Origin of the sequence: Caballeronia sp. M1242 (genome assembly GCF_017220215.1) — a bacterium.
GTDB lineage: Bacteria > Pseudomonadota > Gammaproteobacteria > Burkholderiales > Burkholderiaceae > Caballeronia.
Map to the genome: position 1 here is coordinate 242373 of NZ_CP071131.1, position 26590 is coordinate 268962.

23 protein-coding genes are annotated in these 26590 nt (G+C 64.0%); 9 read left to right on the forward strand and 14 right to left on the reverse strand.

What is annotated here, in order from left to right:
• Positions 1-17: 17 nt before the first annotated feature.
• Complete coding sequence (gene uca / locus JYK05_RS20590) at positions 18-3617, forward strand: urea carboxylase (protein ID WP_206470359.1); 3600 nt, start codon at positions 18-20, stop codon at positions 3615-3617.
• A 17-nt stretch (positions 3618-3634) separates the two neighbouring features.
• The gene (gene atzF, locus JYK05_RS20595; protein WP_206470360.1) at positions 3635-5440 is read left to right on the forward strand and encodes an allophanate hydrolase; all 1806 of its coding nucleotides are present in this window, start codon (positions 3635-3637) and stop codon (positions 5438-5440) included.
• A 225-nt stretch (positions 5441-5665) separates the two neighbouring features.
• Here the strand turns inward: atzF and JYK05_RS20600 are convergent, their stop codons facing one another.
• Complete coding sequence (locus JYK05_RS20600; protein WP_206470361.1) at positions 5666-6787, reverse strand: AraC family transcriptional regulator; 1122 nt, start codon at positions 6785-6787, stop codon at positions 5666-5668.
• Between the two features lie 162 nt (positions 6788-6949).
• On the opposite strand from JYK05_RS20600, the gene JYK05_RS20605 reads away from it, so the two are divergent.
• The 5 genes from JYK05_RS20605 (at position 6950) to JYK05_RS20625 (ending at position 9526) form a co-directional block, all read left to right on the forward strand.
• The gene (locus tag JYK05_RS20605; RefSeq protein WP_206470362.1) at positions 6950-7384 is read left to right on the forward strand and encodes a GFA family protein; all 435 of its coding nucleotides are present in this window, start codon (positions 6950-6952) and stop codon (positions 7382-7384) included.
• An 87-nt stretch (positions 7385-7471) separates the two neighbouring features.
• Positions 7472-8305 (forward strand): class I SAM-dependent methyltransferase, encoded by an 834-nt coding sequence (locus JYK05_RS20610; RefSeq protein ID WP_206470363.1) that lies wholly within the window; start codon positions 7472-7474, stop codon positions 8303-8305.
• Positions 8302-8478, forward strand: coding sequence for a hypothetical protein (locus JYK05_RS20615; protein ID WP_175943278.1), 177 nt, complete (start codon positions 8302-8304; stop codon positions 8476-8478). Before JYK05_RS20610 ends, JYK05_RS20615 begins: the two co-directional genes overlap by 4 nt.
• A gap of 76 nt (positions 8479-8554) precedes the next feature.
• Positions 8555-8692, forward strand: a complete 138-nt coding sequence (locus tag JYK05_RS20620) for a DUF3563 family protein (protein WP_206470364.1) — start codon at positions 8555-8557, stop codon at positions 8690-8692.
• The gene (locus tag JYK05_RS20625) at positions 8693-9526 is read left to right on the forward strand and encodes an alpha/beta fold hydrolase (RefSeq protein ID WP_241270066.1); all 834 of its coding nucleotides are present in this window, start codon (positions 8693-8695) and stop codon (positions 9524-9526) included.
• A gap of 32 nt (positions 9527-9558) precedes the next feature.
• Here the strand turns inward: JYK05_RS20625 and JYK05_RS20630 are convergent, their stop codons facing one another.
• The 3 genes from JYK05_RS20630 to JYK05_RS20640 are packed head-to-tail and all read right to left on the reverse strand — an operon-like array spanning position 9559 to position 13384.
• Positions 9559-11823: a xanthine dehydrogenase family protein molybdopterin-binding subunit gene (locus JYK05_RS20630; RefSeq protein ID WP_206470365.1), complete on the reverse strand. Its 2265-nt coding sequence runs from the start codon at positions 11821-11823 to the stop codon at positions 9559-9561.
• Positions 11820-12830, reverse strand: a complete 1011-nt coding sequence (locus JYK05_RS20635; protein WP_206470366.1) for a xanthine dehydrogenase family protein subunit M — start codon at positions 12828-12830, stop codon at positions 11820-11822. Before JYK05_RS20635 ends, JYK05_RS20630 begins: the two co-directional genes overlap by 4 nt.
• Positions 12827-13384 (reverse strand): (2Fe-2S)-binding protein, encoded by a 558-nt coding sequence (locus JYK05_RS20640; protein WP_206470367.1) that lies wholly within the window; start codon positions 13382-13384, stop codon positions 12827-12829. Before JYK05_RS20640 ends, JYK05_RS20635 begins: the two co-directional genes overlap by 4 nt.
• A gap of 180 nt (positions 13385-13564) precedes the next feature.
• Here JYK05_RS20640 and JYK05_RS20645 point away from each other — a divergent pair, with 180 nt between their 5' ends.
• The gene (locus tag JYK05_RS20645) at positions 13565-14632 is read left to right on the forward strand and encodes a tartrate dehydrogenase (protein WP_206470368.1); all 1068 of its coding nucleotides are present in this window, start codon (positions 13565-13567) and stop codon (positions 14630-14632) included.
• 105 nt (positions 14633-14737) lie between these two features.
• Here the strand turns inward: JYK05_RS20645 and JYK05_RS20650 are convergent, their stop codons facing one another.
• From JYK05_RS20650 to JYK05_RS20680, 7 genes are all read right to left on the reverse strand, one after another.
• Positions 14738-16021: a right-handed parallel beta-helix repeat-containing protein gene (locus tag JYK05_RS20650; RefSeq protein ID WP_241270067.1), complete on the reverse strand. Its 1284-nt coding sequence runs from the start codon at positions 16019-16021 to the stop codon at positions 14738-14740.
• Positions 16022-16811: 790 nt separating this feature from the next.
• Positions 16812-17099 (reverse strand): DUF1330 domain-containing protein, encoded by a 288-nt coding sequence (locus tag JYK05_RS20655; protein WP_206470369.1) that lies wholly within the window; start codon positions 17097-17099, stop codon positions 16812-16814.
• 205 nt (positions 17100-17304) lie between these two features.
• Positions 17305-18249 carry a dihydrodipicolinate synthase family protein gene (locus JYK05_RS20660; protein WP_206470370.1) on the reverse strand — a complete coding sequence of 315 codons (945 nt, stop codon included), beginning with the start codon at positions 18247-18249 and terminating at the stop codon, positions 17305-17307.
• A 155-nt stretch (positions 18250-18404) separates the two neighbouring features.
• Positions 18405-19691, reverse strand: a complete 1287-nt coding sequence (locus tag JYK05_RS20665) for an FAD/NAD(P)-binding oxidoreductase (protein WP_206470371.1) — start codon at positions 19689-19691, stop codon at positions 18405-18407.
• Positions 19688-19957 carry a 2Fe-2S iron-sulfur cluster-binding protein gene (locus JYK05_RS20670; RefSeq protein WP_175943296.1) on the reverse strand — a complete coding sequence of 90 codons (270 nt, stop codon included), beginning with the start codon at positions 19955-19957 and terminating at the stop codon, positions 19688-19690. The genes JYK05_RS20665 and JYK05_RS20670 overlap by 4 nt, the downstream gene beginning before the upstream one ends.
• Complete coding sequence (locus JYK05_RS20675; protein WP_241270068.1) at positions 19950-21170, reverse strand: FAD-binding oxidoreductase; 1221 nt, start codon at positions 21168-21170, stop codon at positions 19950-19952. Before JYK05_RS20675 ends, JYK05_RS20670 begins: the two co-directional genes overlap by 8 nt.
• Positions 21152-22108 (reverse strand): 4-hydroxyproline epimerase, encoded by a 957-nt coding sequence (locus JYK05_RS20680; RefSeq protein ID WP_305870466.1) that lies wholly within the window; start codon positions 22106-22108, stop codon positions 21152-21154. Before JYK05_RS20680 ends, JYK05_RS20675 begins: the two co-directional genes overlap by 19 nt.
• 274 nt (positions 22109-22382) lie before the next feature.
• Here JYK05_RS20680 and JYK05_RS20685 point away from each other — a divergent pair, with 274 nt between their 5' ends.
• Positions 22383-23552: a branched-chain amino acid ABC transporter substrate-binding protein gene (locus tag JYK05_RS20685; RefSeq protein WP_371826469.1), complete on the forward strand. Its 1170-nt coding sequence runs from the start codon at positions 22383-22385 to the stop codon at positions 23550-23552.
• 64 nt (positions 23553-23616) lie between these two features.
• Here the strand turns inward: JYK05_RS20685 and JYK05_RS20690 are convergent, their stop codons facing one another.
• From JYK05_RS20690 to JYK05_RS26755, 3 genes are all read right to left on the reverse strand, one after another.
• The gene (locus JYK05_RS20690) at positions 23617-25329 is read right to left on the reverse strand and encodes a dihydroxyacetone kinase family protein (RefSeq protein ID WP_206470373.1); all 1713 of its coding nucleotides are present in this window, start codon (positions 25327-25329) and stop codon (positions 23617-23619) included.
• 212 nt (positions 25330-25541) lie between these two features.
• Complete coding sequence (locus JYK05_RS20695) at positions 25542-26165, reverse strand: 2-hydroxychromene-2-carboxylate isomerase (RefSeq protein ID WP_206470374.1); 624 nt, start codon at positions 26163-26165, stop codon at positions 25542-25544.
• 119 nt (positions 26166-26284) lie between these two features.
• A complete protein-coding gene (locus JYK05_RS26755) occupies positions 26285-26500 on the reverse strand; it encodes a flagellar biosynthesis anti-sigma factor FlgM (RefSeq protein ID WP_175943304.1) in 216 nt (71 codons plus the stop codon).
• Between the last annotated feature and the right edge of the window lie 90 nt (positions 26501-26590).

A 26590-nucleotide genomic window follows, 5' to 3' on the forward strand; every position in this document is an offset into this window, starting at 1 on the left:
GAATCAAGACTGCCTCCATGTTCGAGAAGATACTCATTGCCAACCGTGGCGCCATTGCGTGCCGCATTCTTCGAACGTTGCGCGAACTGAATGTCACCGGCGTCGCCGTCTATGCCGAAGCCGACCGCGCGAGCCGTCACGTCAGCGAAGCACCCATCGCTCATGCGCTCGGCGACGGCCCCGCCGCCGTGACGTATCTCGACACCGCGAAGATTCTGGAGGTCGCGCGTCGCGAAGGCGTGCAGGCGATTCATCCGGGCTATGGCTTTCTGTCGGAGAACGCGGCGTTCGGCGAAGCATGCGAAGCGGCGGGCATCGCGTTTATCGGACCGACGCCCGCGCAGTTACGCGCCTTCGGCCTCAAGCACACGGCGCGCGAAATCGCCGCAAGTCAGGGCGTGCCGATGCTCGAGGGCACGGGACTGCTCGAAGGCGTGGCGGCGGCGCTGGAAGCGGCGCAGGCCATCGGCTATCCGGTGATGCTGAAGAGCACCGCGGGCGGCGGCGGAATCGGCATGCGCGTGTGCTGGAACGCCGACGAGCTCGCGACGCATTTCGATGCGGTGAAGCGCCTCGGCGAGAACAACTTCAGCGATGCAGGCGTGTTTCTGGAGAAGTACATCGAGCGGGCGCGGCATCTCGAAGTGCAGGTGTTCGGCGACGGCCTCGGCGACGCCATCGCGCTCGGCGTGCGCGACTGCTCGGTGCAGCGTCGCAATCAGAAGGTGCTCGAAGAAACGCCCGCGCCGTGTCTGCCCGAAGGCATATCCGATGCGCTTTGCGACGCCGCCGTGAAGCTCGCGAAGGCCGTCGATTACCGCTCGGCGGGCACGGTCGAATTCGTGTACGACAGCGCGGCGCGCCAGTTCTATTTCCTCGAAGTGAATACGCGCCTTCAGGTGGAACATGGCGTGACCGAGCAGGTCTGGGGCGTCGATCTCGTGCGCTGGATGATCGAACTCGCGGCCGGAACACTCGCGCCTTTGAAGCAGCTCGCCGCCGGCCTCACGCCCCGCGGTCACGCGATACAGGCGCGACTCTACGCCGAAGACCCGGGGCGCGATTTCAAGCCGAGTCCGGGCCTGCTCACGGATGTGGCGTTCCCGCCCGCCGATGGCCGCGCGCTGCGCATCGATACGTGGATCGAAGCGGGCTGCGAGGTGCCGCCCTACTTCGACCCGATGCTCGCGAAGATCATCGCGTGGTCGCCAACGCGCGACGAAGCCCGCCACGCGCTCGACGCGGCGCTCGACGAGACGCGCATCTACGGCGTCGAAACGAACCGCGACTATCTTCGCCAGATCGTGCAGGACACGCCGTTCGCATCGGGCGAACCGTGGACCCGCTGCCTCGAAGCGCTCGCCTATCGCGCGACGACGGTGGAAGTCGTGAGCGGCGGCACGCAGACGACCGTGCAGGATCATCCGGGACGGCTCGGCTATTGGGCGGTCGGCATTCCGCCGTCGGGACCGATGGACGACCGCGCGATGCGGCTCGGCAACCGGCTGCTCGGCAATGCGGCCGATGCCGCCGCGCTCGAAATCACGATGAGCGGCCCGACGCTGCGCTTCAACACGGACGCGGTCGTCGCCATCACGGGCGCGCAGATTCCCGTGCATCTGAACGATGTCGAACAGCCGCTGAACACGAGCATCCTCGTTCCGGCCGGGGCCACGCTCGCGCTCGGCACGATACGCGGCGCGGGCGCGCGCGCTTATCTGTGCGTGCGCGGCGGGCTCGATGTCGCGTCGTATCTCGGCAGCCGCAGCACGTTCACGCTCGGCCAGTTCGGCGGACACGGCGGCCGCGCGCTGCGCGCAGGGGACGTGCTGCATCTTTATCCGCTCGCGGATAAGCACGCGGGCGCGGCGCTTTCCAACGTGCCGGCGCTCGACAGCGTGCGCACCATTCGCGTGATCTACGGACCGCACGGCGCGCCCGAGTACTTCACCGCGCCGTATATCGAGCGATTCTTCGACACCGATTGGGAGATTCACTTCAACTCCAGCCGCACCGGCGTCCGCCTGATCGGGCCGAAACCCGAATGGGCGCGCGAGGACGGCGGCGAAGCAGGACTGCATCCGTCGAACATTCACGACAATCCGTATGCGGTCGGCGCAATCGACTTCACCGGCGACATGCCGGTGATTCTCGGCCCCGATGGCCCGAGCCTCGGCGGTTTCGTGTGCCCGGTGACGATCATCGAAGCGGACCTGTGGCACATCGGTCAGTTGAAGGCGGGCGACAAGGTGCGCTTCGTGCCGGTCGATATCGACGCAGCACGCGAGGCCGCACGCCAGCGTAGCCGCGAGATCGACACGCTGACGATCGCGCCGAACGCTCTGCCTGAGCGGACCACGCCGCTGACCTCGCCGATCGTTCTGGACACGGGCTCGGACGGCGAAAGGCTCGTTGCGCGCGTTTCCGGCGATACGCATCTGCTGCTCGAAATCGGTCCGGCGGAACTCGATCTCGTCTCGCGCTTTCGCGGTCATGCGCTGATGCAGGCGCTAGAAGCGCAGGCGCTCGCCGGCGTCATCGACCTCACGCCGGGCATTCGCTCGCTGCAAGTTCATTACCGGCCCGACGATCTGCCGCTCGCCCGCCTGCTTGCGATCGTCGCCGAGGCGTGGCAGCAGGTGCTCTTGCAACGGGATCTGCGCGTGCCGTCGCGCGTGGTGCATCTGCCGCTTTCGTGGGACGATCCGGCGTGCCGGCTCGCCATCGAAAAGTACATGACCACCGTGCGCAAGGATGCGCCGTGGTGCCCGAGCAATCTGGAGTTCATCCGCCGCATCAACGATCTCGATTCCATCGATGCCGTGAAGCGCGTCGTCTTCGAAGCGAGCTATCTCGTGATGGGCCTGGGCGACGTGTATCTCGGCGCCCCCGTCGCGACGCCGCTCGATCCGCGTCACCGGCTCGTGACGACGAAGTACAACCCGGCGCGTACGTGGACGGCGGAGAACTCCGTCGGTATCGGCGGCGCGTATCTGTGCGTGTACGGCATGGAAGGGCCGGGCGGCTATCAGTTCGTCGGCCGCACGTTGCAGATGTGGAACCGCTATCGTCAGGTAGCGGATTTCGCGGGACAGCACTTCCTGCTGCGCTTCTTCGATCAAATACGCTTCTATGAAGTCCCGGCGGACGAGCTGCTTCGCATTCGCGCGGACTTTCCGCTGGGCCGCTATCCGTTGCGCATCGAGCAAACGGAGCTGTCGTTGTCGGACTATCAGGCGTTTCTCGCGGAAGAATCCGCGAGCATCGACGCTTTCCGCTCGCGGCAACAGGCAGCGTTCAACGCGGAGCGCGAACGCTGGCGCGAAGCGGGCGCGACCGAGGACACGCTCGATGCGCCTGCCGTCGAAGAAGCGCAATTCGCCGCGCTCGAAGACGGCGAAGTCGCCGTGGACAGCGAGATCGCGGGCAGCCTCTGGCAAGTGAAGGTAGCGACAGGCGACGCAGTATCCGCGGGCGACGTGCTGCTCGTCATCGAATCGATGAAGATGGAAATCGCCGTTTGCGCACCTTGCGCGGGCAAGGTCGGCCCGATTCATGTCGCGCCGGGCTCGCCCGTGCGCGCGGGCCAGCGCGTCGCCGTCATCCAACGACACTGAACACGGGATACACCACCATGCCGTCATTCGATCTGCGCCTATCCACGCTTCGATCCGCGTATCGCGCGAAGACACTCACGCCGCGCGCGTTGATTGCGCAATTGCGCGACAAAGCCGCGACGCTGAATCCCGAGTTCAATCTCTTCATTCACCTGTTGAGCGAAGCGGAACTCGCGCCATACCTCGAACGGCTCGACGCGCAGGACTCCGAAACGATGCCGCTCTACGGCATTCCGTTCGCGATCAAGGACAACATCGACCTCGCGGGCATACAGACGACAGCCGCCTGCCCGGCGTTCGCCTACACGCCATCGGAGTCGGCGACCGTCGTCGCGCGCCTGATCGAACTCGGCGCGATACCGCTCGGCAAGACCAATCTCGATCAGTTCGCGACCGGTCTCAACGGCACGCGCTCGCCGTACGGCAAGTGCCGCAACAGCGTGCGCCCGGATTATCCGTCGGGCGGATCGAGCGCGGGATCGTCGCTCGCCGTCGCGCTCGGCGTGGCGAGCTTCGCGCTCGGCACGGACACGGCCGGTTCAGGCCGCGTGCCCGCCGCGCTGAACAACCTCGTCGGGCTCAAGCCGACGAAGGGCCTGCTTTCGATGGCCGGCGTCGTGCCCGCCTGCCGCACGCTGGACTGCGTGACCTACTTCACGGCGACGGCGCAAGAAGCGAGCGAACTGCTCGCGCTCACCGCGCAAGCGGACAACCGCGATGCCTATAGCCGCAAGAATCCGCAGTGGAACACGGCGCGCGCATTCGGCACGCCCGCCGCGCTCCGCTTCGGCGTGCCGGCGCAGCTGGAATTCGCGGGATGCGCAGAAAGTCCCGCATTGTTCGATGAGGCTCGCGCGATGCTGGAAGCAGCCGGTGGCGAGGCCGTCGAAATCGACTTCGAGCCGTTCATCGAAGCGGCGCAGCTGCTTTATCAAGGTCCGTGGGTCGCGGAGCGTTACAGCGTGGTGCGTGACCTGATGCTCTCGCAATCCGATGCGGTGCTGCCCGTGATTCGCGATGTGCTCGCGAAGGCGCCCGGCGCGACCGCTGTCGACCTGTTTCGCGCGCAGTACCGCTTGCAGGCGCTGAAGGCGATCTGCGATGCGTCGCTCGATTCGCTGGACTTCGTTCTGACGCCGACGTATCCGCGTCCCGTCACGCTCGCCGAACTGGAAGCTGATCCTATCGGACCGAACTCGCTGCTCGGTTACTACACCAACTTCATGAATCTGCTCGACTACGCCGCCGTCGCGACGCCGACCGCTTTCATGCAGAACGGTCTGCCGTGGGGCGTCACCGTCTTCGGCCGTGCGTTCACGGACCAGTACCTGTTGGGCGTCGCCGACTTGCTGCAACGCACGAGCGGCATCGCATGCGTCGGCGGCAACGTGATGTCGGCGGGCGAGCGAAGCATCGCCACGAACGATCGCGTTCGCATCGCGGTGTGCGGCGCGCATATGCAGGGCTTACCGCTCAACCGGGACCTGCTCGCGCGAGGCGCGCATCTCGTGCAGGCAACCCGCACCGCTGCGTCGTATCGGCTCGCCGCGCTGCCGGCGTCGGCCGATGGAACGCGTCGGCCGGGCATGTGGCGCATGGCGGAAAACGGCGTCGAGATCGCGGTGGAAGTGTGGGAGATGCCGTTCGCCGAACTCGGCTCGTTCATCGCGACCGTTCCCTCGCCCCTCGCCTTGGGCAAGGTCGAACTCGCGGACGGCTCGTGGGTAATCGGCTTTCTCTGCGAACCGTATGGCGTGCAATCGGGCACGGACATCTCCGCGTTCGGGGGATGGCGAGCGTGGCTTGCCGAACAGCGGCGATGACCGCGGCGGTCTTGCCGACCGTAGCCGTTCACCTCGGCCGGATCGGCATCGAGCTGCTGCGTCAAAGCGAAGACATGCGCCGCGAATGCCTTGTTTGACGCGGTGGCACGCGCGGCCGTCGGAGAGCGGCCCGGCGCAAACGCATTGAGGCCCGTTTACGCGCCGCTCATGCACAAGCCGGCGGCAAGCAGGAGAACGGCGAGCGACGACGTTTTGCGCCGGACCTTACGCAGCGTCGTTGATCCGATGTTCGCGATGCGGTCCCACACCCGTTGGCACGGCGAATGACGCGCACGCTTCCTCGTCCGCGTCGCCACCGACGACGCTCGACGAGGCATCGCTACCCGCGCGGCCCTGACTGCGCCGCCAGCTTGCGGGCGGCATCCCGAACTGGCGCTTGAACGCGCGATTGAACGCCGCCTCCGATTCGTAGCCCACGCGTTCCGCCACTGCCGCAATCGGACGCGGCCCAGCGAGCAGATCTTGCGCGGCCACTTGCAAGCGCCAGCACGCGAGGTATTGCATCGGCGCCTGGCCGAGCAATTGCGTGAACCGCTGCGCAAGCGCGGAACGCGAGAGACCGACGCGGCGCGCGAGTTCGTCGACGGTCCAGTCATGACCCGGTTGCGCGTGCAACAACGCGAGCGCCTTGCCGACGAACCGGTCTTCGACGCCGGCGAGCCAGCCACGGCGATCCTCGGGCATCGAGGCGATGCAGCGTCGCACCGCTTCCACGAAGAGCAATTCCGACAGCCGCGCAAGCACGGTCGCGCTGCCGGGACGCCATTCGGCAGCCTCCGTCACCGCGAATCTCAGCGACGATTCGAGCCACGCGGATTGCGGATCGTTGCGCATGTCGATCTTGAAGAGACGCGGCAACGAAGAAAGCACTGGATTAACCAGCATATCCTCGCAAGCGAGAAAGCCGCAGACGATACGTGTGCAGCTCGCTTCCTTGCCCGCTTCCTTTCTCGCACCGTCTCCACCGACGCTTAGGCGCATCACGTCGCCGGGCGAGGTCGCCAGATACCTAGCCACCAGTTCCTCGGCGGGCGTCGGCTCCAGATCGAGCGAACTGCCCATCAGATGCGCCTCGCCTCTCGGCACCACGAGCAGTTCCCCCGCATCGACGCGAATGGCCGACGCGGGGTCGTCGGTCAACGCCGCCCGGCAGCTGCCTTCCAGAATGAGGTGATACGACACGACGCGCTCGGCGCGCGGCAGGAACGTCGCGCACATGGCGGGCGCAACCTGCCCGACCACGCACCACGGCGCCGTGAAATCGCCGTTCAGATACACGGCTCCGCTGAGACGCAGAAGACGAAGAACGTCGGAAAGCGCATCCATGGCCAGTCCCAAAGTTTCGGCGTCCCGCGCAAAACATCTGGACGCTCGGTCATTCAACGAAGCGGTCCGCGCGCCGATACTGGCATCCACGCGAAACACCACTGACGCAAGGTTAAGCCCAGTCGTAACGTTCGCCAACCCACACTAACGAGGGGTCTTCCGATGAATGACACAGCTACTTACCAAGGCAGTTGTTTTTGCGGCGCGGTGCAGTTCACGGTGAACGGGAAGCCTGAAGGCATGGGCTATTGCCATTGCGCGTCGTGCCGACGCTGGTCCGCGGGCCCCGTCAACGCGTTCACGCTCTGGAAGCCGGATGCGCTGCGCATCATTCGTGGCGCGGACCATATCGCCACTTACAACAATACTGAGCACAGCTATCGAAAATGGTGCACCAATTGCGGCGGGCATCTCTTCACCGAGCATCCGCATTGGGGGCTGACCGATGTCTATGCCGCCGTGATCGATGACTTCCCGTATGAACCAGGCCTGCATGTGCACTACATGGAATCGAAGCTGCCGATGAAGGACGGTCTGCCGAAGATGCAGGACTTGCCGAAGGAAATGGGCGGCTCAGGGTTGAGCGCCGCCGAATAGTTGGAGTCGTGCCGTAGTAATCCGCAAACAGGCAGCACGCGTGAGTGGTCTTGCGACGCTGCCATCTTGTCTATCAGGAGCCATGTCATGTCCGCAGTCGCTACCGCATTCTCGCCCGCCGCCGATCTCGCCGCCGTCAAGGTCCGTCAGCACGCTGCCTGGTCGACGGGCAACTATGCGGTCATCGGCACCACGTTGCAGATCGTCGGAGAGCATCTTTGCGAGGCGCTCGACTTACGCTCAGGCAGTCGCGTGCTGGATGTCGCAGCGGGCAACGGCAATGCGACGCTCGCCGCCGCGCGCCGCTATTGCGATGTCATGTCCACCGACTATGTCGCTTCCCTGCTCGATGCGGGTCGCGCACGCGCGCAAGCCGAAGGCCTCGCCGTGCACTTTCAGGAAGCAGACGCCGAAGCCTTGCCTTTCCCGGATGCATCGTTCGATGTCGTGCTATCGACGTTCGGCGTCATGTTCACGCCGAATCAGCAACAGGCGGCAAGCGAACTGCTGCGCGTCTGCCGGCCGGGCGGAAAAATCGGCCTGGCGAACTGGACGCCGGAGAGCTTTATCGGACAGGTGTTCAAGACGATGGGCCAATACATCACGCCGCCCACTGGCGTGAAGTCGCCCGCGCTGTGGGGCACGGAGACGCGCATCGCCGAATTGCTCGGAAGCGGCGCGGCGCGAATCAGCGCGGCGAAGCGTGAGTTCGTATTCCGCTACCGGTCGGCAGAGCATTTCGTCGACGTATTCCGCAGCTATTACGGCCCGATGAACAAGGCGTTCGCCGCGCTCGAAGGCGAGCGGCAAGCCGCGTTTCTCGCTGATCTGATGGCGCTCATCGACAGCCGCAATCGTTCCGGCGACGAAACCCTCGTCTTGCCGAGTGAATACCTCGAAGTCGTGGTGGAAAGGAAATGATCCTGCTCAAACATATGTTCGACGAAGCGCTTGACTTCGGGTTGCGCCTGCACGTGCTCGTCTCTTCTACAGAGTTGCGGCGCGAGTCCTTATGCATGGGCATGCCGTTGTTGTCGTCCGTGTGCTTCTTCACACTTCGGCTTGCGCTGTCGCGAATCGGCGTAGTGGTTTGAGCGCGGCTCGGTTCGGTCCTTCGCCTCGTATGTTCGATGCGAAGGACCGCGCAAGTCTGCGTGGTTGGAGGCAATCATGTTGATCTATATTTTCTTGTGGCTCAAGCGGGCGCTCGATCGAGCGGAGAACAGCCGTCGCGATGCTTATCTCGCATCGGCTTCGGATATCGTCGAACTTGAACGTCGCATGCGTGCGATGGAAGCGGAGGCGTGAATGGACGATATGCACAACGGTCTCGGCATCCAGCCAGCATCGACGGTCATTGCGCTGCATTGCTCGGGCGCGGGCGCAGCACAGTGGCGAAAGTTGAGCGAAGCGCTCGGCTCGCGCGTATCGTTCATCGCGCCCGAGCACTACGGCTGCGACAGCACGGGGCCGTGGAGTGGAGAGCACGCGTTCACGCTCGCCGATGAAGCGGAAAGAACCGTCGACATCATCGACGCGACACGCGGGAAGGTGCATCTCATCGGGCACTCGTACGGAGGTGGTGTGGCGCTTCGCGCCGCAATGGAACGGCCGCAGCGTATCGCGAGCTTATCGCTCTACGAGCCATCGGCGTTTTATCTGCTGAAGACGATGGGTCCGCACGGAGCGCGCGCGCTCGCCGAAATCAACGCGATATCGAAGCGCACCGCCGATGGCGTGAATTGCGGCGACTATCGTGGAGCGGCGGCATCGTTCGTCGACTATTGGGGCGGCCCGGGCGCATGGGAGACGCTGCGGCCCTCGGTGAAAGCCGCGCTCACGCGCTGGGTGCCGAAAGCGCCGCTCGACTTTCGCGCGTTGCTCGATGAACCCACGTCCAATGCGCCCTACGCTGACTTGCGCATGCCCGTCCTCGTCATGCGCGGCGAGCATGCGCCGCTACCCACGCGTGCATTGGCCGAGCGCTTGCCGCACATGTTCCCGCGTGCGCGGCTTGCGATCGTCGCGGGCGCGGGTCACATGGGGCCGATCACGCACGCAGAAGAGGTCAACGACGCGATCATGCGGCATATCTTCGAAGCGGGATTGAAGCGTTGCGAGCAAGCGCTCAGATACGGCTAGCAAGTCGGCGCGGACTTACGCCCGCGCATTCGTCACGCGAAGAGCGTGTCGAGGGTGATCGGCAAATCCCGCACGCGCTTGCCCGTCGCGTGCCAGATCGCGTTGGCGACAGCCGCCGCCACGCCCACCACGCCGATCTCTCCCACACCCTTCGCGCCCAGCGGATTCACCACGTCGTCGTGCTCGTCGACGAAGATCACGTCGATGTCGTGTATATCGGCGTTCACCGGAACGTGATACTCGGACAGATTGTGATTCATCTGCCGGCCGAGCTCGTGATCGAACTGCCCGTGCTCGTGCAGCGCCATGCTGATGCCCCACACCACGCCGCCCGACACCTGACTTGCCGCCGTCTTCGGATTCACGATGCGACCCGCCGCCACCGCGTTGACCACGCGCGTCACGCGCACGGTGCCGAGCGCCGCATCGACGCGTGCTTCGACGAACACTGCCGAGTGCGTGCCGATCGAGTACGACTGCTGCTTGTCGTGCGGTGTCACGGTCACCTGGGCATTCAGCGAATCCAGGCCCGCGCGCGTCAGCAGTTCGCGCAGCGATAGTCGTTGCTCGGTGCCTTCGCCGCACACGACGTATTCGCCGTCGAGCCGCACCGCGTCCGGCTGCGCGCGTGCGAAGGCCTCGCCGCCGTGTTCCTTCGCAATCGACGCGAGCTTGCCGCGCAGGCGCGTGCACGCTGCATGCACCGCGCTGCCAACCGACGACACCGTCCACGATCCGCCTTCGAGCGGCGCCTTCGGCAGACGGCTGTCGCCCAGACGGAAATCGACGTGTTCGAGCGGCACGCCGAGCGCATCGGCGGCGAGCTGCGTCATCACCGTATAAGTGCCCGTGCCGATGTCCGCCGTCGCGCTCGCCACGACGACATGCCCGTCCGCTCCGATCTCCGCGAGCGCGGACGCCTCGTTCTGCATCGCGTCCCAGATGCCTGTCGCCACGCCCCATCCGACGAGTTCGCTTCCTTCGCGCATCGAGCGCGGCGCGAGGGGACGCTTATCCCAGCCGAAGCGTGCCGCGCCCTCTTCGAAGCACTCGCGCAGCGCCTTGCTGGAGAACGGCAGGTCCTTGTTGCCGTCGCGCTCCGCGTAGTTGATGAGCCGCAGCTTCAGCGGATCCATGCCGAGCGCCTCGGCGAGCTCGTCCATCGCCATTTCCAGCGGAAACAGCGCCTGCGCCGCGCCGGGCGCGCGCATGTCGGCGGGCGTCGGCACGTCGAGCTTGCTCACCTTGTAGTCGAGCCGCACGTTGTCACAGGCATAAAGCTGTCCGGCCCAGTTCACCATGACGTCGCAGTAGTCCTCGTATTGCGACGTCTCGGACACCGCCTCGTGGATGATCGCCTCCAGCCTGCCGTCGCAATTCGCGGCCAGCGCGACGCGTTGCAGGCTCATCGGCCGATGCGCGAAGGTGAACATCTGCTGCCGCGTCAAGACCACGCGCACGGGCCGCTTCAGATCGCGCGCGGCCATGACGGCCAGCGGCAGATGATATTGCGGACGCAAGCCCGAGCCGAACGCGCCGCCGACGAACGGCGAGACGACTTCGAGCATGTCGTCGTCGAAGCCGAAGATCTTTGTCAGATACTGCTTGGTGTTGAGCACGCCCTGCGTCTTTTCATAGACGGTGAACTTGCCGGACGGCTCGGGAATGACCGTGCAGCCGTGCAGTTCGATCGGGTTGTGATACTCGGCCGGCGTCGAATAGCGGCAGTCGATCTTGAACGCTGCCGCGGCCAGCGCGCCGTCCGCATCGCCGCGCGGCGGTGGCGGCGGCTCGAAGCCGCCTTTTTCGGTCGATGGCGGATAGCTGTCTGTTTCCACTTCGCGCAAATCCGTGCAGTGGCTGGTGCGCTCGTACGTGACTTCGATCAGCGACGCCGCATGACGCGCGAGCTCATAACTTTCCGCGACGACGAGCGCGACCGGCTGGCCGCTATACCAGATGCGATCGTCCCAAAGCGGCCGAAAGGGCATGCCGCCCGGCGCGGACTGGTCTTTCCACGCGGCGTCTTGCAGCGGCAACTCGGGCCGGTTCTCGTGCGTGAGCACCATCAGCACGCCGGACAATTCCAGCGCGCGCCGCGATTCGATCGACACGATGCGCCCGCTCGCGATGCGACTCGGAAGAACGAAGCCATAGCTCATGTCATCCGCGAAGAATTCGCCTGCGTATCGCGCCTCGCCCGTCACCTTCTTTCTGCCGTCGACGCGGTTGACGGGCTTGCCGCTGAAGTGCGCGCCCTGCCGCGCGATGCGTTCCAGTTCGTTCGGAGAATTCATGATGCGTCGTCCTCTCTGCTGGCGAGGCTGATACCCGATGCCTGTTCGAAAGCGCGCTCGATGGCGCGCGCGGTCAGTTCGATCTTGAATGCGTTGCCGGGACGGCCGCGCGCGTCGCGCACCATTGCGCTCGCGAAGTCGCGCACCGTGGCGGCGTCGAGCGTCTTGCCGCGCAGCGCGGCTTCGGCGTCGCGGTTGCGCCACGGCATATGGGCCACGCCGCCGAGCGCGCAACGCACTTCTTCGATGCGATTGCCGTCGAGCTTGAGCGCGAGCGCGACCGACACCAGCGCGAACGCATACGACGCGCGATCCCGCACTTTCACGTAGGCGTTGTGTTCCGCGAAGCCATCGGCGGGCAAGGTGATCCCGACGATGATCTCGTCGTCGCGCAGGTTCGTGTCGATGTGCGGGGTATCGCCGGGAAGCCGGTGAAACGCGTCGAACGGGATGACGCGCTCGCCGTTGTCGCTCGCGACGCGCACGGACGCGTCGAGCGCGGCGAGCGCTACGCACATGTCAGACGGATGAACGGCGATGCAATGCTCGCTCGCGCCGAGAATGGCGTGGATACGGTTGACGCCATCCATCGCGCCGCAGCCGCTGCCCGGCTGGCGCTTGTTGCATGGTGTAGCGGTGTCGTAGAAATAATGGCAGCGCGTGCGTTGCAGCATGTTGCCGCCGACGGTCGCGACATTGCGAATCTGCGCGGACGCGCCGGCGAGAATCGCCTTCGACAGCAGCGGATAGCGCGACTCGACGCGTTCGTCGTAGGCCACGGCGCTGTTCGTGGCGAGCGCGCCGATGTCCATGCCGCCGTCCGCGTTCGGCTCGATGCCGGTCATCGGCAGCCGGCGGATATCGACGAGCCGTTCGGGGCGCGCGACGCCTTCCTTGATCAGATCGACGAGGTTCGTGCCGCCCGCGAGAAACGCCGCCGACGGCGCGCGGTGCGCTTCGAGCGCCGCGGACACGTCGTTCGCGCGGGTGTAGGAGAAGCGGTTCATGGGCGCGCCTCCTCGTTCTGAATGGCGTTTCCTTCGACGCCTTGCCCGCCCGACGCCTCCAGAATGGCCTGCACGATGTTCGGATACGCGCCGCAGCGGCAAAGGTTGCCGCTCATCGCTTCGCGCACTTCGGCAGCGTCGTGGGCGTGTCCTTCCGCGAGCATGCCGACGGCCGAGCAGATTTGCCCCGGCGTACAGTAGCCGCACTGAAAGGCGTCGCAGTCGATAAACGCCTGCTGCATCGGATGCAGCGTGTCGCCGTTAGCCAAGCCTTCGATGGTGGTGATGGCCGCGCCGTCATACGAAACGGCGAGCGCGAGACACGTATTGATGCGCTGGTCATCGACGAGCGCGGTGCACGCGCCGCATTGTCCGTGGTCGCAGCCTTTCTTCGTGCCGGTAAGCTGGCAGTGTTCGCGCAGCAGGTCGAGCAGTGTGGTCCACGGCTCGATGTCGAAACTACGCGATTCGCCGTTGATCTTCAGCGTGCAGGCGACGCGCTGCGCGTGCGGCGCGTCCGCGTCCAACGTGGTCGCGGTCGATGAGGTGTTCATGGGATCTCCTTGCGGGAATCCCGGTGTGGAGCATGCGCCGTGCCTTGTGCCGTCTTGGCGGCGACAAGAAGTCGACGGCTAACGCCAAACGACCTGACTCAGAATGCAAGAACCGCGAGAACCCGGGTACGATCAGGCAAGCGCAGCAAAAAGAAAACGCCCAGACAGGAGCCAACTGAAATGTCAAAGACCCAGTACCGCATAGCCGTGATTCCCGGCGATGGAATCGGCAAGGAAGTGATGCCCGAAGCGCTGCGCGCGCTAGATGCAGTGAGCCAACGCTTCGGCATCGCGCTGGAGTACCAGCACATCGAATGGGCAAGCTGCGACTATTACGCCGCGCACGGCCAGATGATGCCCGACGACTGGAAGGCGCAGCTCGAAACCGCCGACGCCATTCTCTTTGGCGCCGTCGGCTGGCCGCAAAGCGTTCCCGATCACGTCTCGCTGTGGGGATCGCTCCTCAAGTTCCGCCGCGAGTTCGATCAATACATCAACCTGCGGCCGGCGCGTCTCTTCGACGGCGTGCCTTCGCCGCTCGCCAACCGCAAGGCCGGCGACATCGACTTCATGATCGTGCGCGAGAACACCGAAGGCGAATACTCGTCCGTCGGCGGCGTCAGTTTCGAAGGCACCGAGCGCGAGTTCGTGTCGCAAACCTCCATCTTCACGCGTCACGGTGCTACGCGCGTGCTCAAGTTCGCGTTCGATCTCGCGCAGCAACGCGCGAAGAAGATCACGGTGGCGACCAAGAGCAATGGCATTTCCATCAGCATGCCGTGGTGGGACGCCCGCGCCGCAGAAATCGCCGCGCAGTATCCGGATGTGGCATGGGACAAGCAGCATATCGACATCTTGTGCGCGCGCTTCGTGCTGAACCCGGACCGCTTCGATGTGGTCGTCGCGACGAATCTCTTCGGCGACATTCTTTCGGACCTCGGCCCCGCCTGCACCGGCACGATCGGCATTGCGCCGTCCGCCAACATGAATCCCGAGCGCGTGTTTCCGTCGCTCTTCGAGCCCGTGCACGGCTCCGCGCCGGATATCGCGGGCAAAGGCATCGCCAATCCTATCGCGATGATCTGGTCCGCCGCGATGATGCTCGACTTCCTCGGCCAGCGTCCCGCGCACGATGCGATTCTGTCCGCCATCGAGGCCGTGCTGAAGGAAGGACCGCACACGGGCGACCTCGGCGGCAAGGCCAGCACGAAGGAAGTCGGCGAAGCCATCGCGCAACGGCTCGGCTGATCAGGTATCGCTATTTCGTACGGTTTGCTAACTATTTCAGAGCACTTCATAGGGAACCGTTCGTTGTTGTTCAGAACGGTTCGCTACGTCGCTCAGTCTACGAGCTTAGCCAACCTTGGGATTCACGACCGACACCTTCGGGCCGTTGCTGTCCCACTGACTGAGATACCAGTTGCGCTTCCACACCGGGTTCGTGGTGGTGATCGCGCCCGTCACGACGCAGCCATTGAGCCGCAGGCCGCCGACCGCGAACGAATCGCTCGTGCAGGTGTCGGTATGGTTCGTGATCTGGATGTCGACGTTCTTCGAGACCGGACCGGGGAAGGCGCCGAGGTAGACGAGAATGCCGCCGCCGGAGCATCCCCGAGTCGTCGGGCTGACGATCTTGATGCCCTGGAGCACTGCGTTGTTGTTGTTTGGCTCGATGTCGAGGCCATACGCCGGCGCCGTGCCCGAGATGTTTTCCCAGAGCGGATTGTTGAACGTAATGCCGCTGCCGGACGTGATCGTCGCACCTTGGCGGCGGCAGCCGTTCGCGTGGTGGCCGCTGATCGTTACGTTCGAGCTCGGCTTGTTCGAGCCGCTCTGGCTATTGCCGATGTAGATGCCGTCGCCCCAGCAGTTGATCGTCGTCGGGTTCGTGATCGTCACGCCGGTGGAGCCGTTGATCGAGATGCCCATGCCCCACTCGCCGGAGCCGGCCGAGTTCAGTTCCTTGCTGCCATCGAGGTACGGTGCTTCGATGTTCACGTTGCTCACGTCCCACACGCGCATCATCTGATACGTGCTGCTGTTGTGCGACAGCATCTTGATCGACGCGCCGGGCGCGAAGCGGATATGCGTGTTCGAGCGCAGCGTGAGGCCCGTTGCGTCGATGCGGCTCTTGCCCGTGATGAGGAGAATCTGACCGACCGAGCCGTCGATGGCAGCCTGAAGCGCCGCGCGGTCATTGGTAGAGCCATCGCCCTTCACGCCAAACGACTTGTCTTGCAGCACGCCGGCCGTGCTCGTGTTGCTCGTGCCTTGCGAGCCGGTGCTTGCAGTGGTGCCACGGGGGTCCGCGGTGCCGAGGTTCTGCCACGGCGTGGTTCCGTTCTTGAACCAGTTGCCCGCCGTGTTGCGGCCATAGATGGCGCCGTTGATGTATACGAGCGTCGTGTATGCGACGGGCGAGCCGGTCGCCATGGTCGTGCCGTTGCGCACTGCGTGGCCGCCGACGAGCGTCCAGACGGCGCCCGAGCTATCGGTGATGGACGCTGCGGGCGGAATGGCCGTGCCACTCGCCGAGGCGGCCTTCGCCACGGCGGCGGTATCGCCGAGCCCATCGGCACTGGTTTCGCTGCCGCCGCCACAGGCGGCCAGGGCGGCGCTTCCCGCCCCTGCCATCATGTACGACAGGAACTTTCTACGCGTAAGGGATGCGTTGACGTTGCTGGAGACGCTGCTCAGGGAATTTTCGCCCTGCGTATTGAATAGACGATTCGACGACACGGGAAATTATTCATGTTTGCTCGAGGAGGCCGAAGTTTAATGTCCTGAATCTACCGAATGGGTTTCGCGATGTAACAGTACGAAAGAGCAAAGCACGACCGTATTCTCATACCGTAAGGAGAAAAAACGGGTAGCAACTGTTGGCTTTCGGAGAAAGATCAGACTTTTTGCGTGGAATAATGGCCTTCAATTAATAGGCTTATTCGGAGTTGTTGTAACAACGGACTCCGAATGAGTAGTAATTTCCGACTAGTTTCAAAAGCGGTCGTCTTGGCCCGCGTGACGCTTCTTGGCACGCGGGAGCAACGTTTCGACGAGTGGTGAAGCTGTCGTTCGCTCGGTGTGTAGACCGTGCGTGTGGGATGTGATTATCGTTTGCAGTACTAACTTATGAATCACTCATTTGGCCTTGACTATGAAGGTCCGATGCGGTCATTCAATGCAGCAAGTCGCTTGAGGCCGATAGGACCGGGATGGCAATCGACTGCCGAAACGCGCTTTCACGTGAAGAGCGACGGGACGTTTGGAAAACGGAGAACGAGCGGGAAACACCGCTGCGAGCAGTTCGGGAGATGGGAAACGTGTAGGACTGCGTGTCGAGTATGTCGACATCGATCGAGGCTATCGCGAGCGCGTGCCTCGACCGATCGACCGGACGGACCGGAGCGATCGGTCATCGCGGTTTCCGCTATACGCCTTCGACAAGAACGGCGCGATACCGCGCGCCTCGAAACCGATGCTGCGGAACCTGTTGATATGCCGGGCTGTCGTACCACTCACGCGCAGCGGCCGTAGACGGGAACTCCACGATCACAACGCCTTCGGGCGCGTCGCCTTCGAGGACTTGCTGAGGTCCGTAAGCGGCGAGAACTTTGACAGGGTGACCCTGCAGCGTCTCGCCGACCTTGCTTTGATATTCGTCCAGCTCACGCTGATCTTGCGTGCTCTCTCTCGTGAAAACGATGTAAGTCGCCATGTCGAACGCTCTCCAAGTAATGAAGGGGAGAACGATCATGCCATGAAACGCGCAAGTACCTCATGCTCGGAGCACGGCCGAGAAAGCTCGATATCTCAAGACAACGCAAGCATGGCGAGTATCGGCAATCCGTGACGAAACGACGGACAGCTTAGACCGTCGATACGCGCGGCCCGTTGCGAAGCCGCGCTTTCTCAGCGAATGGTCACGCACTGATCTCTTTCGACCAGCCCGCGTACCACTTCCGGAACAATTCGAATTGCGTCTGTGCATAGCGGCGCTGCGCTTCACTGAGTGCATCGGTCTCATTGAAATGAAGCGTGTATTCCTCGTCGCCGTTGAGAACCATCAGGTATTTGTAGTACAGCACCAGGTCCGTGCCTTCGTCGAACGATGAGAGCACGGCGAGCGCGCTTTCGAGTTCACGTGCCTGGCGACGCGCCGTCACGTCCCCATCGCTAGCTTTCCGGCACAAATCGACCAGATGCAAGACTTCGCGCGGCAACGCATTGCCGATGCCGGTAATCGCGCCACGCGCGCCGCAGTTGACGAAGCCGTGAAAGACCTGCGTGTCCACGCCCGCCATCAATGTCACATTCTCGTCCTGGCTAGTAATGTACTCGGCCGCATAGCGCATGTCCGCCGCACCGCCGAACTCCTTGAAGCCGATCAGGTTCGGATACTTGGCCCGCAGTTCGAAGAACAGATCGGCGCGCGTGGCAAAGCCGTAGTAGGGGCTGTTATAGATGACTGCGGGAAGCGCAGGCGCCGCTTCGAGAATCGCCGAGAAATGAGCCTTCTGCGCGGCGGGCGAGGCACCGCGCGACAGCACGCGCGGAATGACCATCAGGCCGCTCGCGCCGACCTTCGCCGCGTGCGCTGCATGCGAGACGGCTTCGCGGGAATTCACCGCACCGGTGCCGACGATAGTCGGGACGCCGGCATCGACGAGCCGCGCCACGCCTTCCTGACGCTGCGCTTCGCTCAGAAGTGGCCAGTCACCCATCGATCCGCAGTACACCACTGCGTTCATGCCGAGACCGACGAGCTCGCGCGCTTTAGCGACGAGCGCGTCGTAGTCCGGCGTGCGCTCGGCTGTGCACGGCGTCATGAGCGCCGGAATAGCGCCCGTGATGATGTTGTTGCCCATGTTATTGCCCTCGACCTTCAGTGAGTTTGAGTCGTGAATCGGTATTGCCGATAGCGCTGGCGATAGCACGCAGTATCACAAGTCAGAACCATTAACGCTTGCGTCGATTCATGTTGTCGAGTGACGAAATCGGCATAACGACGCATCGCTATCCATCAATGCGCGTGATCCGTCACAGGAGGCGACTGCGCCTCAAGTAGCGTCGCTATCCGCGTCGGCACAAAGGGCGGACGCTGCGCATCCGTCTTCCAGCCGAAACAGAACGCAGCCGCTTCACCGCAGATCTTTCCTTGGCAAGGCCCCATGCCGCAGCGCGTGTGCAACTTCGCGTCGCGCCACGAGCGATACTTCGAGGCATCGCCGAAAGCGACGTCTTCGCATCGGCACAAGATGGTGTCCGGTTCGGCTAACGTGCCAAGTTCAGCGTTCAACGTGAACGCCTCGTGCATGCGTCGCGCGAATTGCCGGTAAGCTTCCCGCGCCGCGAAAAGCGCCCGCGCTTGCTCGCGATGGCCCAATGCCGCATGCGCGGCTATGCGGCCTTCCAGCGCGGCAAGCTCCATGCCGCCCACGCCTGTGCATTCGCCCGCAGCATAGACATCGAGCACGGAAGTGGCCTGCCATTCATCCACGCGTAACGCTGTTTCGAACGGTGTCTCGACAATCTGACAGCCAAGCGCGATGCCGATCTGAACGTTCGGCACGAGTCCATATGCGCAAGCTAGGCGATCACAATCGATATCGATGTCTTCATCGCCATGACGCACGCGCACGCGCGTGACTTGCTTCTCGCCTTGCGCTTCCGCCACATAAGCGCCGCGAAAATAAGGCGTCGCGTGCAGATCGAAGCGCATGCGCGCCGCCTGCAAGAGCTTCGCTGGCGTCTTCAACAGGCCGCCTGCGAAGCGCCGAACATGGCGTGCCGAAGCCTGCTCGACGATAGCCGCCACCGTCGCGCCGTGTTGGCGCGCCGTGATGGCCGCCGCCCAAAGAAGCGGCCCGGTACCCGCAAGCACGATACGCTGTCCCTCGACCGGCATGCCGCCCTTGATCAACGCCTGCAAGCCGCCCGCGCCCGTCACGCCTGGCAAGGTCCAGCCGGCAAACGGCAGAAAGCGCTCGCGCGCGCCTGTCGCGACGATCAGCTTCTCGTAGCCGATCTGATAGCCGCGCGCCGCATCTTCGACGAGCAAGGTCTTACCGGGCAGCGATTGCACCACGCGCGTACCGCAAAGACGCGAGACGTTGTTGTATCGAGAAAGCGCGTCGATGGCGGCGCGCGCCGAGCCTTTCGGCGCGTGTTGCGGCCCTTGCCGCCAGATCTGACCGCCGGGCAGCGCGTTATCGTCGATGATGCCAACCTGCACGCCCGCTTCTGCCGCAACACGCGCCGCGTGAAGCCCAGCGGGACCCGCGCCGATGATAAGGGCATCGAACTTCATCGTGCTACGCTTCCCGTCTCGACCGACATGCCCTGTGCGCACAACGTCTGACAGGCAAGCCGATGCCGCACCCCATCGATTGTCACTCTGCATTCCTGGCAGATGCCCATGCCGCACAGCGGGCCACGCAGGTCACCGTTCACGGAGCGCCGCGTGGCGAAACCCGCGCCGCCCGCGGCGAGCGCCACGGCCGCCAGCACCGAACTGCCGCCCGCCACGCTCAAGGCGCGTCCATCGATCCGAACCGTCAACGATTGCTCAGACATGCACGGCTCCGTTGTTGATGCCACCTGTCACGCGGCTCGTCTGAAATCGCGATGGCAAGTACGGCGTCGCGTCGATCGGCAACTGGGACGACGCGCCCGTCATTTGCGCGGCAATCAGCTTCGCGGTAGCAAGCGCCGTCGTCACGCCGAGTCCTTCGTGTCCGGTCGCAATCCACACCGGAACGTGCGCCGCATCGTGGCTAACGAAGTGCGTTGCCGGGCCGATGAGCGGCAGGCCGTCGAGCGTCGCGGGGCGGAATCCGGTCCATGCGCGGATCGCATTGAGGGCAGGCAGCCGGGGAAGATACTCGCTCGCGCGCCGAAGCATGCGCGCCATGATCTCGGGCTCGACGCCGGAATCCACGTTGTCGAACTGCCGCGACGAGCCGATCAACAATTGCCCAGTCGGACGTGGCTGCACATTGAACGCCACCGACGTACCGCTCGCGTTGTGCGCGCTCTTGATATAGCCGAGTTCGAGAATCTGATGCCGGATGGTGCCCGGATAGCGATCCGTGATGAGCAGATGCCCCTTCTTCGCCTGTATCGGCAAACCAGGCATCAACTCGATGGCCTGCAGCCCATTTGCGACAAGCACCGCGCCTGTCGCGATGACTTCGCCGCTCGCAAGCATGACGCCTTCGCGTGTCAATCGCGCGACCGATGCATCTAACCTGCAACTCACGCGGCCTCCGCCCGACGCGTCCGCGATCAGCCACGCAGCGGCGGCCGGCGCGTAGACAACGGCGTCATCGGGGACGATCATGCCGCCCTTGAAACCCTCGCGCAGTTCGGGCTCCGCTTCACGCAACTGCTGCGCATCCAGCATGTCGCATGCGATGTTCTCGCTTGCGAGCGAATCCCGACGCTCACGCGCGAGATCGAATTCTTCCTCGTCGGCGGCGACCCACAGCGTGCCGCAACGCACGAAAGCCTGACGCTCGTCGAGATGCGGCGAGAGATCGAGCCATAACTGACGCGACCACGATGACAACGCGAACTCAGCGGGCGTGTCGTCCATTACGACGACGTGGCCCATGCCCGCCGCCGTCACGCCCCCGCCGATGCCCGCGCGATCGAGCACGAGCACATTCATGCCCTTGCTCGCGAGCTCGCGCGCGCACGCCGCCCCGACGATGCCCGCGCCGATCACGATCACATCGGGGCACGCAGGTGCCGAGACGACACTCGCGTTCACGTGCGAATGCCCCACGCGAACGGATCGTCGCTCGAGAAGACGAGCTTCGCTTCGGCGTTCACGTGCGCGGTTCCGCGAATGCTCGGCCGCACGCGTCCCGCGTTATCGCTCATGCTCTCATAACGCGCCTCGAACACGCTGCCGACGATGCTCTCCTGCCGCCACAGCGCGCCCGGCGCAAGCAAGCCATCGGCGGCGAGACAGGCGATCTTCGCGCTTGTGCCCGTTCCACACGGGGAGCGGTCGTACGCCTTGCCGGGACACAGTACGAAGTTGCGGCTATCGGCACCGCGCGTCGGCGAATCGGCGAACAGTTCGATATGGTCGATGACCGCGCCGCCCTCGCCCGTGATGCCGTTTGCTTCGAGGGCCTCGCGGATTGCCCAAGCAACTTCCGTCAGCGGTTCGACGCGCGCGAAGTCCAGTGCCTGGCCATGATCGGACACGAGGAAGAACCAGTTGCCGCCCCACGCGATATCGCCATGCACGCGCCCGAGATTCGGCACGTCGAGCGGCACTTGCGTACGGTAACGGTACGCCGGAACGTTGTGCACGGTGACGCTGAGATCGCTGTGCAGTTCGGCTTCGACAATGCCGACAGGCGTTTCGATGCGATGCACGCCGGGCTGGATGCGTCCGAGATGCGCGAGTGAAACGACGAGCCCGATGGTGCCGTGACCGCACATGCCGAGAAAGCCGACGTTATTGAAGAAGATCGCGCCCGCCGAGCACGATGGGTCGTGCGGTTCGCACAACAGCGCGCCAACCATCACGTCCGAGCCGCGCGGTTCATTGACGATGCCTGCGCGCACGCGATCGTAGTCCCGGCGAAAAATGTCGAGGCGTTCGGACAGCGGACCGCGACCGAGATCAGGGCCGCCCGCGATGACGAGTCGAGTCGGCTCTCCGCCGGTATGCGAGTCGACGACTTCGATGTGAGTGAGTGTTTTCATGAGGCAATGGTAAGCGTGCGCACTGCCAGCGTCTTGGCCGATCGCGTCTGCGAGAGTGATGAAATCGGCATAGCTTTGCGTGCGGCAAGCACGAGTACAAACCCGAGTGCCGCCCGAACGCCGCGCGACTATGCGGATTTCTGCATCGCGACTGATTATTTCCCGCAAGACGCAACGATCTTCGGCTCCGTATATTTGTGCGCGCCGTGCTTGGACGGCGCCGACGAAGCCAATAAAGAACACCACACTACGACACACGATCAAACCAAAGAGGATGCCTGAGACAATGAAAGTCGCCACTTCGTACGTATCGGCCGCGCTGGTCGCGTGCTCCACCTTTGCCAGCGCGTCGTACGCGCTCGCTGCGTCGGCATCGCCGCAGAACGTCCAGATCGGCTTCGCGGCGCCGCTCACCGGCGGCCAGGCGCACTACGGCGCCGATTTTCGAAGCGGCGTCGAGCTCGCGATTGCCGACATGAATGCGACGAAGCCCGTCATCGGCGGTCAGGCCGTGCAGTTCGTGCTCAACGCACAGGACGATCAGGCCGATCCGCGTACCGGCACCACAGTCGCTCAGAAGCTCGTGGACGATGGCGTGGTCGCTGTCATCGGCCACTACAACTCGGGCACCAGCATTCCAGCCGCGCCCATCTATGCGAAAGCGGGCATCCCCGAAGTAGCGATGGCGACCGCGCCCTCGTACACGCGGCTCGGCTTGCCGACGACGTTTCGCCTGCTGACATCCGATACGCAACTCGGCAGCGTGCTCGGCGAATACGTCGCGAAGGGCCTCAAATACAAGCGGCTCGCTATCGTCGATGACCGCACCGCGTACGGCCAGGGCGTCGCGGAGGAGTTCGCGATGGCGGCGAAGGCGGCAGGCGCGACCATCGTCGATCAGGAGTACACAACAGATAAGGCCGTCGATTTTCGCGCGATTCTCACGAAGATCAAGTCCGCTGACGTCGATGCGGTCTTCTACGGCGGCGCCGATACGCAAGCCGCGCCGATGCTGAAGCAAATGCGTTCGCTCGCGATCAAGGCGGTGTTGATCGGCCCGGACATGCTTCAGTCCGAGAACCTGATCAAGATCGCAGGCGGCGCGGCGGAAGGCACGCTGGCCGCATCGGAGGGAAGTCCGCTTGCGCAGATGCCGGGCGGCAACGCGTTCGCCGAGCACTACAAGGCGCACTTCAGCAAGCCGGTGGAGTTGTACGCGCCCTATGCGTACGACGGCACCATGGCTGTTTTCAACGCGATGAAGAAGGCGGATTCCACCGATCCGCGCGTGTTCCTGACCGCGCTCAAGAGCACGAACATGAAGGGCGTGACCACGAGCGAGCTGTCGTACGACAATTACGGCGACCTGAAGTACGGCGGCGTGACCGTCTACAAAGTCGCCAATGGCAAGTGGGTGCCGTTGCAAACCGTCGGCACGAAGTAACGTAAACGCGGTGGCCGCGTGCTTGGGTTAAGCGGCCACCATTGAGCGAATGTCAGAAGCGCGATCAGCGTTGACCGGCACCGATATGCGGCGATAGCGCCGCGAGCCACAGCGAGACCGCCACCGCGCCCGCGTCCGGCGAACCGACGGCGCGCGTGCCCAGATAGCTCGCGCGCCCCGCCCTCGGCGTCATCTGCGCGGTGTTCTGCGCGCCCTGCTGCGCTGCCGATACCGCGACTTCCCACGCCTTATGCGCGGCACTACCGGAAGTCAGCGCCTCTTCATAAGCCGATACGGCGGGAAAGAGTGCATCCAGCATTGTTCGATCGCCAGCTTTCGCACCACCGAGATCACTGATAGCCTCGACTGCCGCTCTGAACGCATGCGCCCAATCCAGCGCGGATGCCTCGCCGATGTCCGCCAAGTGCCGCGACGCGCGCATCAACGCGGTCGCATAGAACGGCCCCGAACTGCCCGCGATGGCGCGGCGCAGCGCCAGGCTCAACGCTGCGAGCGCGCCCGCAGGCGTGCCGAGATCGCTTTCGCTCACTTCAAGCAGGGCGTGCGCGGCGCGCTTCATGCTCGCGCCGAGGTCTCCATCGCCGGCGACGGAATCTAGTTCGGTGAGCCTCGGTTCGTTTTGAATCAACGTATCCGCTACGGATTGCAGCGCCGCTTTCATCGCGCGCGTCCATTGACTCGGCTCGCCCTGCGCGGCTGCTTGCGTCGCGCTCGGCTGCGCGGGACCGTCGATGCGAATGTCGCGATTGACCACGCCAGCACCGGGCCATGCGCGCGCTTCGGTCGGTGCATCCAAGAAGCTCAACGTTGCGTCGTCCACGCGCAGCAGCGAGATAGAGCAGCCCGGCATGTCCAGCGCCGAGAGGAACGTCCCCGCCCACGCGCGCTCAATTCGAATGCCTCGTGCAGCAAGATTATCGTGAGCGGCTCGCAACACAATATCGAGCTCCATCTGCGGCGTGCCTCCGAGCCCGTTCACCAGCAACGCGACTCGCTCGCCGCTCGCGAGCGCCAGTTCATCGACGATGCTTGAAATGAGCACGTCGCAAAGCGCATCGGCGGGCAGCATCCCGGTACGCTCGACGCCTTTCTCGCCGTGAATGCCGAGTCCCAACTCGATCTCATCATCGCCAAGCGTGAAGCCCGATTTCTCGGCGCCGGGGATGGTGCAGCCATCGAGCGCCACGCCCATGGTGCCGAGATTCGCCGCCGCGAGGCGCGCAACGGACGCGACTTCTTCGAGCGTCATTCCACGGGCAGCCGCCGCGCCCGTGACCTTGTGCACGAGCACCGTCCCTGCGATGCCGCGCCGACGGTCGCGCGCTGTTTCATCGCGCAAGGCAACGTCGTCGGCCACGACGACGACCTCGACCGGGATGCCCTCTGCGCGCGCCAGTTCCGCGGCCAGACCGAAGTTCAGGCGATCGCCCGTGTAGTTCTTGACGATCAGTACCGCGCCGCGCGGTCCGGCGGTGGCGCGGATCGCGGCGAGCACGGCGTCTGTGGACGGCGACGTGAACACTTCGCCACAGACCGCGGCGCTCAGCATGCCCGCGCCGACGTAACCGCCATGTGCGGGTTCGTGGCCGCTGCCGCCGCCCGAGATCACCGACACCGGACGGTCCGTCGCTTCGTTGTGCTCTCGTCGCACGAGCACGTTTTCAGCGCCGAGAATCGCGACATGGGGTGCTTGCCGCGCGACGCCTTCGAGCATTTCACGCACGACGTCATGCGGGGTGTTGATCAGTTTCTTCATGGCACTCTCTTGTGGCAGTCAACGGTGGCTCACAGTTTGCCGCATCGGACCGTCCGTTGCTGTGTCGGCGAAGCGCTTGCATTCGATCAGCCGGCGGCGAGTCTAGACGAGGCGGCCACGCGCTGAACGTTGCAGCGCCCTGTTTCAAGGCTGCGGAGGAATAGACTTTCGATGACTTTCACGGGTCCGCGCACATGCGGCGCCAAGGCGGTCTATGAGCGCCGCACGCCGACCTCGGTTCGCGCCACCGCCGCATAGGCCGGCTCATCGAAAAGCGCTGGCCGCGAGAGAAAGTCCTCGGCCCACTCGAGCGCATCGCTTCCCCAGAACAGCCGATCGCGCAATATCAGAGTCGGCACGCCGAAGACGCCTAGATCGATCGCGCGCTGGGTGTTGTCCCTGAGTTGGCGTTTGACATCGGCCGAGCCGATGCGCTGTTCCGCATCGTCGACGCCGAGTCGCTCAGCGAACGCCTCGAATTCCAATTCAGGATCGCGCCCGTCCGCGAAAACGAAGCCGAGCGCTTTACCGACATCCACGGTGCGCGCGCCCAGCGATACGAGCAGGCGTTGCGCGGCAAGCGGATTGAACGGATGACGCGGCGGCATCGCGAACGGGACGCCCTGGCGTCCCGCAAGCCACACGCAGAATTGATAGGTATGAATGCGCTTCGACGGAAGCTCGGCCGGGCCGAGCGTGCCCCAATGCTTGAGAAGCGCGGCGAAAAGAATGGGCACGGGCTGTATGTCCAGGCGATCCCGCAACGCGTCCAGACGTTGAAAAGCCAGATAAGAAAACGGAGATACGACGTCGAAAAACCACTCGGCCTTTTCCATTGTCGCGCTTCCGGTGTCGTCGAATAATGGTCATTATCGCCGGATCAGAATCAGGCTGCCATCCGCAGATTCCCGGCGCTTCGCCTACACGTTGGCGTTGCGACTTGCGTCGGCTCTGTTCAGCGTGATGCCGTCGACAGCCTCTGCCGTATGCTACTCAGCATCCGGTTGGCTATCGCCGCGGAATCGAGTCTGTAGGCACCGGCTTTCAATAGCATTTTGATAAATCCGACCTTGGCTGTATTGATGTCCGATGGCCCGCAGTGACTAAGGTTCGTTGCATGCGGGACTATCATTCGACCGGGCTTGTCTGCGCTGTCGTTCTTACGGGTCATTATGGTTTGGTCTCTCGCTGGCTTGTGCTTCGCTTAACGGTGCCTGCGTCGAAACCTTTACCCGTGGATGCGTAGGCATAGCGACGAAAC

Bases quoted from the DNA above. Each gene is read 5' to 3' on its own strand.
- uca (WP_206470359.1), top strand. From the start codon at position 18: ATGTTCGAGAAGATACTCATTGCCAACCGTGGCGCCATTGCGTGCCGC.
- atzF (WP_206470360.1), top strand. From the start codon at position 3,635: ATGCCGTCATTCGATCTGCGCCTATCCACGCTTCGATCCGCGTATCGC.
- JYK05_RS20600 (WP_206470361.1), bottom strand. From the start codon at position 6,787: ATGGATGCGCTTTCCGACGTTCTTCGTCTTCTGCGTCTCAGCGGAGCC.
- JYK05_RS20605 (WP_206470362.1), top strand. From the start codon at position 6,950: ATGAATGACACAGCTACTTACCAAGGCAGTTGTTTTTGCGGCGCGGTG.
- JYK05_RS20610 (WP_206470363.1), top strand. From the start codon at position 7,472: ATGTCCGCAGTCGCTACCGCATTCTCGCCCGCCGCCGATCTCGCCGCC.
- JYK05_RS20615 (WP_175943278.1), top strand. From the start codon at position 8,302: ATGATCCTGCTCAAACATATGTTCGACGAAGCGCTTGACTTCGGGTTG.
- JYK05_RS20620 (WP_206470364.1), top strand. From the start codon at position 8,555: ATGTTGATCTATATTTTCTTGTGGCTCAAGCGGGCGCTCGATCGAGCG.
- JYK05_RS20625 (WP_241270066.1), top strand. From the start codon at position 8,693: ATGGACGATATGCACAACGGTCTCGGCATCCAGCCAGCATCGACGGTC.
- JYK05_RS20630 (WP_206470365.1), bottom strand. From the start codon at position 11,823: ATGAATTCTCCGAACGAACTGGAACGCATCGCGCGGCAGGGCGCGCAC.
- JYK05_RS20635 (WP_206470366.1), bottom strand. From the start codon at position 12,830: ATGAACCGCTTCTCCTACACCCGCGCGAACGACGTGTCCGCGGCGCTC.
- JYK05_RS20640 (WP_206470367.1), bottom strand. From the start codon at position 13,384: ATGAACACCTCATCGACCGCGACCACGTTGGACGCGGACGCGCCGCAC.
- JYK05_RS20645 (WP_206470368.1), top strand. From the start codon at position 13,565: ATGTCAAAGACCCAGTACCGCATAGCCGTGATTCCCGGCGATGGAATC.
- JYK05_RS20650 (WP_241270067.1), bottom strand. From the start codon at position 16,021: ATGATGGCAGGGGCGGGAAGCGCCGCCCTGGCCGCCTGTGGCGGCGGC.
- JYK05_RS20655 (WP_206470369.1), bottom strand. From the start codon at position 17,099: ATGGCGACTTACATCGTTTTCACGAGAGAGAGCACGCAAGATCAGCGT.
- JYK05_RS20660 (WP_206470370.1), bottom strand. From the start codon at position 18,249: ATGGGCAACAACATCATCACGGGCGCTATTCCGGCGCTCATGACGCCG.
- JYK05_RS20665 (WP_206470371.1), bottom strand. From the start codon at position 19,691: ATGAAGTTCGATGCCCTTATCATCGGCGCGGGTCCCGCTGGGCTTCAC.
- JYK05_RS20670 (WP_175943296.1), bottom strand. From the start codon at position 19,957: ATGTCTGAGCAATCGTTGACGGTTCGGATCGATGGACGCGCCTTGAGC.
- JYK05_RS20680 (WP_305870466.1), bottom strand. From the start codon at position 22,108: ATGAAAACACTCACTCACATCGAAGTCGTCGACTCGCATACCGGCGGA.
- JYK05_RS20685 (WP_371826469.1), top strand. From the start codon at position 22,383: ATGCCTGAGACAATGAAAGTCGCCACTTCGTACGTATCGGCCGCGCTG.
- JYK05_RS20690 (WP_206470373.1), bottom strand. From the start codon at position 25,329: ATGAAGAAACTGATCAACACCCCGCATGACGTCGTGCGTGAAATGCTC.
- JYK05_RS20695 (WP_206470374.1), bottom strand. From the start codon at position 26,165: ATGGAAAAGGCCGAGTGGTTTTTCGACGTCGTATCTCCGTTTTCTTAT.
- JYK05_RS26755 (WP_175943304.1), bottom strand. From the start codon at position 26,500: ATGACCCGTAAGAACGACAGCGCAGACAAGCCCGGTCGAATGATAGTC.